This is a genomic window from Ideonella sp. B508-1 (genome assembly GCF_000333615.1).
Taxonomy (GTDB): domain Bacteria; phylum Pseudomonadota; class Gammaproteobacteria; order Burkholderiales; family Burkholderiaceae_C; genus Ideonella.
Genome location: NZ_BADL01000440.1, coordinates 1 through 9,200 on the forward strand (window position 1 = coordinate 1; position 9,200 = coordinate 9,200).

A 9,200-nucleotide genomic window follows, 5' to 3' on the forward strand; every position below is an offset into this window, starting at 1 on the left:
GACCCGTGCGGTCAGCGACGCGGTGCCGGTGCCGGTGATCGCCTCGGGCGGCGTGGGCGCGCTGGAGCATCTGGTCGAAGGCATCCAGGTCGGCGGCGCCGACGCGGTGCTGGCGGCCAGCATCTTTCACTACGGCACGTTCACGGTGGCCCAGGCCAAGGCCCGACTCGCCGAGGCCGGCGTGCCGGTGCGGCAGTGAGGCCGGCCCAAGGATCGGCGCCGCGGCCCGCCGCCGGCGGTCGTCACGCGGTGCGCATCATCGGTGGCCAGTGGCGGCGCAGCCTGCTGCCGGTGGCCGACCGCCCGGGCTTACGGCCCACGCCCGACCGGGTGCGCGAGACCCTGTTCAACTGGCTGGGCCAGGACCTCTCGGGCTGGCGCGTGGTGGATGCCTTTGCCGGCTCCGGTGCCCTGGGCTTCGAGGCCGCTTCCCGCGGCGCGGCCGAGGTGCTGCTGCTGGAGCAGGACCCGGCCCTGGTGGCCTCGCTCAATGCCTCGCGCGAGCGGCTGAAGGCCCAGACGCTGCGGGTGCAGCGCGCCGATGCCATCGCCTGGCTGCGCGCCGCCCCCGCGGTCTCGCAGGAACTGGTGCTGCTGGACCCGCCCTTCGCGGCCGGTCTGGCCCAGCCGGCCCTGGCCGCCGCGGTGCGGGCGGTGGTGCCGGGTGGCTTCGTCTACCTGGAGGCCGGCGAGCCGCTGCCGGCCGAATTGCCCCCGGGTCTGACGCTGTACCGCCAGGGCCAGGCCGGTGCCGTGCATTTCGCGCTGCTGCAGAAAGAGGAGACACCATGAGCGCCGACCATGATCCCGTGATCGCCGTCTATCCCGGCACCTTCGATCCGATGACGCTGGGGCACCAGGACCTGGTGCGGCGGGCGGCCCGCCTGTTCGACCGCCTGATCGTGGCGGTGGCGGCCGGCCACCACAAGCGCACCATGTTCACGCTGGACGAGCGACTGGGGCTGGCCCGCGAGCTCTGCCAGCCCTACCCGAACGTCGAGGTGGTCGACTTCCGCGGCCTGCTGCGCGACTTCGTGGTCCAGCGTGGCGGCAAGGTGGTGGTGCGCGGCCTGCGCGCGGTCAGCGACTTCGAGTACGAGTTCCAGATGGCGGGCATGAACCGCCAGCTGATGCCGGACGTCGAGACCCTGTTCCTGACCCCCAGCGACCAGTACCAGTTCGTCAGCGGCACCTTCGTGCGCGAAATTGCCAGCTTGGGCGGTGATGTTTCCAAGTTCGTGGCACCCTCGGTGCTCGAACGACTCAAGGACCGCGTGGCCCAGCCCAAGGACGTCTGACATGGCCCTGATGATCACGGACGAGTGCATCAACTGCGACGTCTGCGAACCCGAATGCCCCAACCAGGCCATCTCCATGGGCGAGACGGTCTATGTGATCGACCCTGCGCGTTGCACCGAGTGCGTGGGGCATTTCGGCGAACCCCAGTGCGTGCAGGTCTGCCCGGTGGAGTGCATTCCGGTGAACCCGGCCCACGTCGAGACGCGCGAGCAGCTGCAGCGCAAGTACGAGTTGCTGCAGGCGCCCAGCGCCGCAGCCGCGGGCTCCACGGCCTGAGGGCTCAGCGGCCCCGGGTGGCTGCGCTGGCCGGCAAGGGCTGGCGGGCGGTGTCGGTCTTGGTGGCCGGGCTGCTGGCAGGCAGTGCGGCATAGACGGCCGAGGTCTTGCAGCGGGCGGCGGCCCGCCGGGCGCGGCGCGCCTCGGCTTCGCTCACCGCGCCTGCATGGCGCACCGGTGGTTCGGTGCAGCCGGCGCTGACCGGCGCGGTGGATTCCGCCGTCGGCGTGTCCGTTGGGGGGCCCTTCTTGTGCGCAGCACGCTCGTCACGACGGGCCTTGGCCAAGGCCTTCTCCCGCGCCAGGCGCTCTTCGGTCATGCCCTCGGCCCATTTCCGGGTGGCTTGCGCGCGGTCCTGGGCCGCCTTGACATCGGCAGGCGCCGGAGCGGGAGGCAGGTCGACCGCCTTGCCGCCCTCGCAGGGTGTCTGCTGATAGGTCTGGCCGCAGCGGTAGACCGTGGCCTGGGCCGTGGCGCCCGCCGACAGGGCCAGCGCCCCCAGCAGGCAGGTGAGAAGCGGGGGGCGGGCGGTGTTCAAGGGGTTTCGGGCGGTGAAGGGACGGTGGCCGTCCCCTCGGTGCCCAGCCCGGCGGGGCGGGCCGGCTTGGGGCGCGGCGGCTTGGCGTGGATCTTCATCATCGCCTTGTCCATGGCGCCGTCAAGCATGAGATCCAGGCAGCGCAGCGATTCGTCCACCGTGTGATTGATGGACAGGCGCTCCACCGCCGGCGGCCTGCGCAGCACATAGGCCGCCACCTCGGCCTTCACGCCCGGGTGGCCGATGCCCAGTCGCAGGCGCCAGAAATTGGGCGATCCCATCTGGGCCTGGATGTCCTTGAGCCCGTTGTGGCCGCCGTTGCCGCCACCCTGCTTGAGCTTCATCTGGCCCGGCGGCAGGTCGAGCTCGTCGTGCACGACCAGGATCTCCTCCGGCGCGATCTTGAAGAAGCGCGCCAGCGGAGCCACCGACTTGCCCGAGAGGTTCATGTAGGTCATGGGCTGCAGCAGCCAGACCGGGCCGGCCGGCCGGTTCACCCGGGCCACCAGGCCGTGGTAGGCCCGGTCGGCCTGCAGGCTGCCGCCCAGTTGGCGCACCGCCCGGTCCACCCACCAGAAGCCGGCGTTGTGGCGGGTGTCCTCGTATTCCGGCCCGGGATTGCCCAGGCCCACGATCAGTCGAATCATGGGCCCGGATTATCCCCGCCGCCGGCCACGGGCACCGGGTGCAGGGCCTGGCGGGCGCCGGCCAGCAGGGCCTCGCCGATCTGGTCCATCAGGCCGTGGCGCGAGGCCTCGCCGTCCTCGCCGCTGAGCTTCCACTGGTGCCAGTACAGGGTCACGTCCAGGTGGACTTCCGGCAGCACCGGCAGCAGGGCGCCGCTGGCCAGCAGAGGTCGGGCCAGCAGCTCCGGCAGGACCGATACGCCCCAGCCCATGGCCGCGGCGCGGGCCACGGCCTCGCTGCTGGGCACGAAGCGCGCCCTGAGCTGGGGATCGCGCACGCCGAAAGCCTTGGTGACCCACTCGGTCTGCATGTCGTCCTTGCGGTTGAAGGTGACGAAGGGCAGTTGGGCGAAGTTGCGCCGGTTCAAGCCCTGCGGCAGGTGGCGGGCCACGAAGGCCGGGCTGGCGGCCGCCACATAGCGCATGGCGCCCAGGGCCTGGCAGGCGCAGCCGCGCAGGGCCTGGGCGACGGTGCTGACGCAGCCCAGCACCTCGCCCTGGCGCAGCCAGTCGTGGGTGAAGTCCTGGTCGTCGACGATCAATTCGACGCCGAAGCCTTCCTGCAGCCCGCGTTGCACCAGCGGGTCCAGGGCCGGCAGCACCCAGGTGGCCAGGCTGTTCGGGTTGACGGCGATCGGCAGGCGCTCGTCGCGGTTCAGCGTGGCGCCCAGTTCGCGCGCGGCGTCGGCGCGCAGGGCCTGCATCTGGCGGGCGTAGCGCAGCAGCACCTTGCCCGGCTCGGTCAGCCGCAGCGGCCGCTCACGCACCACCAGCACATGGCCGACATTGCTTTCCAGCGAGCGCAGGCGCTGCGAGACCGCCGACTGGGTGATGTGCAGCAGCTGGGCCGCACCGTCGAAGCTGCCGGCCTCGGCCAGGGCGGCCAGGCATTCCAGGCCGGCGGGGTCCAGGGCATTCATGGGGCTGATGTGTTCATCGAGACATCAGTCAGCCTAATGCCGATCGGCGCCGTGAGGGCGCAATGGGCATAAAAAAACCCCGCCGCAGCGGGGTTTCGGGGCGACCGGCCCGTCGGCCGGCATCCGGAGGGCAGATTACTTCTTGCCCTTCTTGCCCTTCTTGTCGTCGGCAGCCGGCGCGGCGGCCACGACGATTTCTTCTTCCTTCGGCTCGGTCACGGTCACGACGACCGGGTCCTTGGTGCCGTGCTTGACCAGCTTGGAACCGGCCGGCAGCACCAGCTCGGACACGTGCAGGCTCTTGCCCTTGACCAGACCCGACAGGTTCACGGCGATGAACTCGGGCAGCTGGACGGCCAGGCATTCGATCTCGACTTCGGTGGTGACGTGGTCGACCAGGCACTTGTCGGTCTTCACGGCTTCCGATTCTTCTTCGCCGGAGAAGTGCAGCGGCACCTTCTTGCGCAGCTTGGTGGTGTCATCCACGCGCTGGAAGTCAATGTGCAGGATCTGTTGCTTCCAGGGGTGCACTTGGTAGTCACGCAGCAGAACCTTCTCGGTCTTGCCGTTGAGCCGCATCGACAGCACGGACGAGTGGAAGGCTTCCTTCTTCAGTGCGAAGAAGAGGGCGTTGTGGTCCAGCTCGATCATCGCGGGCTCACCGGCCCCGAAGACGATACCGGGCACCTTGCCGGTGTTACGCAGGCGGCGGCTCGCTCCGGTCCCCTGCAGCTTGCGCTCGAAAGCGACGAATTCCATGACATTACTCCAATGAGTCGGGGTGCTCCGCGACCAGAGCGCCCCATTTGAAAAGGCCGCCTCGGCAGATGCCTGGGCGGCCGGCGAAACGGATCAGAAGTTGTTGTTCTGCTCCGAGAAGAGGGAGGTGACCGACTCGCCGTCCGAGATGCGGCGGATGGTCTCGGCGAACAGGAAGGCCACCGAGAGTTGGCGGATCTTCGGGCAGGCCTTGCCGGCGTCGTTCAGCGGGATGGTGTTGGTGATCACGACCTCGTCCAGGTGCGAGGCCTTGATGCGCTCGATGGCCGGGCCCGAGAACACCGCGTGGGTGCAGTAGGCGTAGACGTGCTTGGCGCCGCGCTCCTTGAGCACCTCGGCCGCCTTCACCAGGGTGCCGGCGGTGTCGATCATGTCGTCCATGATCACGCAGTTGCGGCCTTCGATCTCGCCGATGACGTGCATCACCTCGGAGACATTGGCCTTGGGGCGGCGCTTGTCGATGATGGCCAGATCGCAGCCCAGCTGCTTGGCCAGCGCACGGGCGCGCACCACACCGCCGACGTCTGGCGAGACCACGACCAGGTCCTTGTAGGCCTTGGCCTTCAGGTCGGTCAGCAGCACCGGGCTGGCGTAGATGTTGTCGACGGGGATGTCGAAGAAGCCCTGGATCTGGTCGGCGTGCAGGTCCATGGTCAGCACGCGGCCCACGCCCACGGTTTCCAGCAGGTTGGCCACGACCTTGGCCGAGATGGGCACGCGGGTGGAACGCGGGCGGCGGTCCTGGCGGGCGTAGCCGAAGTAGGGGATCACGGCGGTGATGCGGCGGGCACTGGCGCGCTTGAGGGCATCGACCATGATCAGCAGTTCCATCAGGTTCTCGTTCGTGGGCGCGCAGGTGGACTGCACGACGAACACGTCACGGGCCCGGACGTTCTGCTGGATTTCGACGGTCACCTCGCCGTCGGAGAAGCGTCCGACCGATGCCTTGCCCAGCTCGGTGCCCAGGTGGGTGGCGATTTCCTGAGCGAGGGAGGGGTTGGCGTTGCCAGTGAAGAGAACGGTGTTGAACAGCACGGTGGGAGCTCCAGGGGGTGGGCAGGCTGTACGTGACGAAGACGGGCGTCTTGCGGTGCGCGGCCGCAGCACGCGCCACAGCCCACAAAGAACGACTGCGCCCTGAAGGCGCAGTCTGATTCTGATGGGTCACGCCACCGGGCGCGACAACAACAATGAAATTTGGCAGGGGAGGAAGGACTCGAACCCTCGCATGTCGGAATCAAAATCCGATGCCTTGACCAACTTGGCGACTCCCCTACACAGGACATGGCCCGAAAGCCACACCCGAAAACCTTTTCAGTTTACCCAATCACCCAGAGGGTGCTTGGACAAACCCCGGCACATTCGACCCACCCAACCTTCAGGCCAAGAGCCATCCAGCAAGGTCGCCACAGGTGAATTGCCTGCGCCGGTGTCACTCGCATCATCACGGCCTGCGTCGGCAAACACGGCACTGCCAGAACCGGTCATGCGACTGTTGCCGAACCGTTCTGCCAAGAGCCTTGCCGCCTGCTGCACATCGGGGCACAAAGCCTCGGCGGCAGCTTGCAGGTCGTTGCGGCCCCAAAACGTTTCTTCTGACTTTTCAGTCGTCTGTCGCGTTTCGCGTTGCCGCTGCAACTCAGCGAGTAAGCCCGCAACTTTGACAGGCTTTGTATCTCTCGTCAAGAGCTCGCTTGAAAATATTTTCGGGGTCGGCAGCGCGGCCGCGGGTTTGAGCACCGCCCAGCGGCCCGCTGGCAGCTCGATCGGGGTCAGGATCTCGCCGATGCCTTCGACGAAGGCGGTGTGTCCACCGAGGAAGAAGGGCACGTCCGCGCCCAGTGTGGCGCCCAGGGCGAGCAGGCGCTCGCGCGACCAGTGCAGGTCCCACAGCCGGTTCAGGCCCAGTAGCACGGTGGCGGCGTCCGAGCTGCCGCCCCCCAGGCCGGCGCCCCAGGGCACCTGCTTGTCGATGGAGATGTCCACCCCCAGAGGGCAGCCGCTGGCCTGCTGCAGGGCGCGGGCTGCGCGCAGGCAGAGGTCCTCGGCCGGCAGGGCCGGGCCCAGGTCATGGCGCTGGATGCGGCCATCCGCGCGGCATTCGAGGTGCAGCGTGTCCTGCCAGTTGATCAGCGTGAAGATCGACTGCAGCAGGTGGTAGCCATCGGCTCGCCGGCCGATGACGTGCAGGAACAGGTTCAGCTTGGCGGGGGCGGGCAGGTCGTACAGCGCGTGCAGGCTCATGGCGGGGGCGCGGAAAGCTCGGGGCGGTCCGTGGCAAAGGGGGCGTCAGCGGTCCAGCCTGGCGCGCAGCGTCACGGCCGGTGGCGCTTCGCGGCGGGCCAGCAGGGTGCCTTGGGTGGCGAGGTCGTGGGTGTCCACCAGCCAACCCAGCTGCCGGAAGCCCTGGGCATCGTCCTCATGGGGCGCGTCGTTCCAGGGGCGGCCCTGCAGCCAGGCCAGCAAGGCGCCCAGGGGGATGGCCTGGCCCAGTGTGTCCTCGGCCAGGGCCTCCAGGCTGGGATAGTCGCGCGGGCCGTCGCCCGTCTCCAGGCGCACGTGGTCGGCGTCCCAGGTGGCGTCGGCCACCACGGTGCCCAGCGGGGAGAGCAGGCGCAAATGGCCCCGGTGGGCGTCTCCGCCCAGTTCGAAGGCGGCGCTGTGCGACTGGGCGGGGCGGTCACCATCGGCCGCCACGGTCACGGCCAGGCGGCCGCTGTAGTCCACCGGCCCGCTGGGCGCGGTGGCGCAGCCGGCCAGCCAGCACAGGCCGGCCCCCAGCAGCGCGCGCCGCAGCCTCGCGGCCGTCACGGCCATCGTCAGAGCTTCACCTTCAGGCGCTGCAGCGTTTCGCGCAGCGCGGTGTTGTCTCGCTCGCGCCGCTGCGCCTCGCGCCAGTAGCGCATCGCCTCGTCGCGCTGGCCCAGGGCCCACAGCACCTCGCCCAGGTGGGTGGCCACCTCGGCGTGCGGGCGGGCGGCGTAGGACTGCTGGAGCAGCTTCAGCGCCTCGTCGGCCCGGCCCTGGCGGAAATAGACCCAGCCCAGGCTGTCGAGGATGAAGGGATCGTCCGGCGCCAGCGCCACCGCATGCTGGATCAGCTTCAAGGCCTCGTCCAGCCGCAGATCGCGCTCGGCCAGCGAGTAGCCCAGTGCGTTGTAGGCCTGGGCGTCATCGGATTTGAGCCGGATGACCTCCCGCAGCAGCGTCTCCATCGTGTCGTACTGCTTGAGCTGCTCGGCCAGCATGGCCTGCTCGTAGACCAGGCCGCTGTCCTCCGGGTTCTGCTTCACGGCATCGCCCAGCAGGTCGAAGGCGGCCTGCTGCCGACCGGCATCGCGCAGCACCTGGGCCTGGGCCAGCAGACGCGCGCGGGCATCCGGGTTGTCGCGGGCGGCGCCGTTCTTCACCAAGGCCAGGCCGGCATCGACCTGTCCCTGCCGCACCATCAGCGATGCGCGCCGCACCAGCAGGGCCAGGTCGGTGCGATCGGCGGGCACCTTGTCCAGCCAGCGGGCGGCTTCCTTGAGCTCGCCGAGTTGTTCATGCGCGTCGGCCTGGACCACGCAGGCGTAGTCGTAGGTCCGGCGCAGGCGCTCGTCCTGGTTGTCGTCGTCGCTGGCGTCGCCAGCGTCAGCGGCCGGCGCGGCCTGCAGCGCGAGATAGCGGTCCAGGGCCTGGATGCCCTCGCGCGGCTCCTGCAGCTCGGTCAGCAGGGCGCCCAGCGACAGCCAGGCCTGGGCCATCTCGGGCTGCTGGGCGACGGCCAGGCGGAGCTGCGCCACGGCGTCCACCAGACGCTGGCGCTGCTCCAGGCTTTGCACATAGGCCAGGCGCAGGGGCGCCAAGGCATCCGGGCGGGCGAGGTAGTCCTTCACCACCGCCTCGGCCTCGGGCTTGGGGCCCATCAGGTCCAGGGCCAGCAGCACCGGGCCCGCCGCGGCGGGGTCGTCGCGGTGGGCCTGCTGCAGATAGTCCATGGCCAGATCGCTTTGCTGGGCGGCCGCGGCCAGGCGGCCCAGCGAGGTGCGGGCCGCCGTGCGCGTGGCGGGGGCGTCCAGATAGGCAGCCAGGGCGGTCTGGCTCACGCTCAGCGCCTGGGCCTTGTCGTGCACGCCCGCGAGGAAGCGGGGCAGGCCGGCGATCACCGGGCTGCGCTCGACCTCGGGCTGGCGCTCGATCAGTTCCTTGAGCGGTCCGGCCAGCTCGTCGAGCTTCTCGGTGGCCACCAGCAGCTGCACCTGGGTGCGCAGGGCCTCGATGGACTGCGGCAGGGTCTGGCGCCAGGCCTTGGCCGCCGCCAGGGCGCGGTCGCCCGAGCGACCCTGGCATCCAGCGCCGCTATGTGATGGAGAAGACCGGGGTGCTCGACCCCGCGCGCATGCGGCCCAAGCTGGCGGAACGTGCCGATGAGCAGCTCTCGCTGATGGCCGAGATCGCTGTGGACGCTGCTCGCCAGGCCCTGGCGGCCGCGGGCCGGCAGGCGGCCGATGTGGACGCGGTGATCTGCGCGGCATCCAACATGCAGCGTGCCTACCCGGCCATGGCCATCGAGATCCAGCAGGCGCTGGGCGCGGGCGGCTACGGCTTCGACATGAACGTGGCCTGCTCTTCGGCCACTTTCGCGATCGAGCAGGCGGTCAACGCCGTGCGCAGCGGCGCCTCGCGCTGCGTGCTGGTGGTCAATCCCGAGATCACCTC

12 protein-coding genes, 1 tRNA gene and 1 pseudogene are annotated in these 9,200 nt (G+C 69.7%); 5 read left to right on the forward strand and 9 right to left on the reverse strand.

The annotated features are described in order from the left end of the window. From I73_RS28800 to I73_RS17775, 4 genes are all read left to right on the forward strand, one after another. A partial coding sequence (locus tag I73_RS28800; protein ID WP_022981845.1) for a HisA/HisF-related TIM barrel protein occupies positions 1–199 on the forward strand: 199 nt, incomplete at its 5' end. Further along, a complete protein-coding gene (rsmD, locus tag I73_RS17765; RefSeq protein WP_026096896.1) occupies positions 196–792 on the forward strand; it encodes a 16S rRNA (guanine(966)-N(2))-methyltransferase RsmD in 597 nt (198 codons plus the stop codon). The genes I73_RS28800 and rsmD, both read left to right, overlap by 4 nt. Further along, positions 789–1,298 (forward strand): pantetheine-phosphate adenylyltransferase, encoded by a 510-nt coding sequence (gene coaD / locus I73_RS17770; RefSeq protein WP_022981847.1) that lies wholly within the window; start codon positions 789–791, stop codon positions 1,296–1,298. The genes rsmD and coaD overlap by 4 nt, the downstream gene beginning before the upstream one ends. A 1-nt stretch (position 1,299) precedes the next feature. Continuing rightward, entirely contained in the window at positions 1,300–1,575 is a 276-nt protein-coding gene (locus I73_RS17775; protein WP_022981848.1) for a YfhL family 4Fe-4S dicluster ferredoxin, read from the forward strand. Positions 1,576–1,579: 4 nt separating this feature from the next. On the opposite strand, the gene I73_RS31050 is transcribed toward I73_RS17775, so the two are convergent. The 9 genes from I73_RS31050 to I73_RS28815 all read right to left on the reverse strand — a co-directional run bounded on the left by I73_RS31050 (position 1,580) and on the right by I73_RS28815 (position 8,740). Beyond that, on the reverse strand, positions 1,580–2,113 hold the full coding sequence (locus I73_RS31050; protein WP_022981849.1) for a hypothetical protein: 534 nt from the start codon (positions 2,111–2,113) through the stop codon (positions 1,580–1,582). Further along, entirely contained in the window at positions 2,110–2,760 is a 651-nt protein-coding gene (gene pth, locus I73_RS28810; RefSeq protein ID WP_022981850.1) for an aminoacyl-tRNA hydrolase, read from the reverse strand. Before pth ends, I73_RS31050 begins: the two co-directional genes overlap by 4 nt. Next, positions 2,757–3,719: a LysR family transcriptional regulator ArgP gene (locus tag I73_RS17790; protein ID WP_022981851.1), complete on the reverse strand. Its 963-nt coding sequence runs from the start codon at positions 3,717–3,719 to the stop codon at positions 2,757–2,759. Before I73_RS17790 ends, pth begins: the two co-directional genes overlap by 4 nt. Positions 3,720–3,854: 135 nt before the next feature. After that, positions 3,855–4,478, reverse strand: a complete 624-nt coding sequence (locus I73_RS17795; RefSeq protein WP_022981852.1) for a 50S ribosomal protein L25/general stress protein Ctc — start codon at positions 4,476–4,478, stop codon at positions 3,855–3,857. 93 nt (positions 4,479–4,571) lie between these two features. Beyond that, positions 4,572–5,534: a ribose-phosphate pyrophosphokinase gene (locus I73_RS17800; RefSeq protein ID WP_022981853.1), complete on the reverse strand. Its 963-nt coding sequence runs from the start codon at positions 5,532–5,534 to the stop codon at positions 4,572–4,574. Between the two features lie 163 nt (positions 5,535–5,697). Next, positions 5,698–5,774, reverse strand: a tRNA-Gln gene (locus I73_RS17805). Between the two features lie 39 nt (positions 5,775–5,813). Continuing rightward, complete coding sequence (gene ispE, locus I73_RS17810; RefSeq protein WP_022981854.1) at positions 5,814–6,743, reverse strand: 4-(cytidine 5'-diphospho)-2-C-methyl-D-erythritol kinase; 930 nt, start codon at positions 6,741–6,743, stop codon at positions 5,814–5,816. A 45-nt stretch (positions 6,744–6,788) separates the two neighbouring features. Then, positions 6,789–7,316 carry a lipoprotein insertase outer membrane protein LolB gene (locus tag I73_RS17815; protein WP_022981855.1) on the reverse strand — a complete coding sequence of 176 codons (528 nt, stop codon included), beginning with the start codon at positions 7,314–7,316 and terminating at the stop codon, positions 6,789–6,791. Between the two features lie 2 nt (positions 7,317–7,318). Then, the gene (locus I73_RS28815) at positions 7,319–8,740 is read right to left on the reverse strand and encodes a tetratricopeptide repeat protein (protein WP_051049265.1); all 1,422 of its coding nucleotides are present in this window, start codon (positions 8,738–8,740) and stop codon (positions 7,319–7,321) included. An 86-nt stretch (positions 8,741–8,826) separates the two neighbouring features. On the opposite strand from I73_RS28815, the pseudogene I73_RS17825 reads away from it, so the two are divergent. Beyond that, positions 8,827–9,200 (forward strand): annotated as a pseudogene (locus I73_RS17825) (beta-ketoacyl-ACP synthase III); the annotation flags it as partial.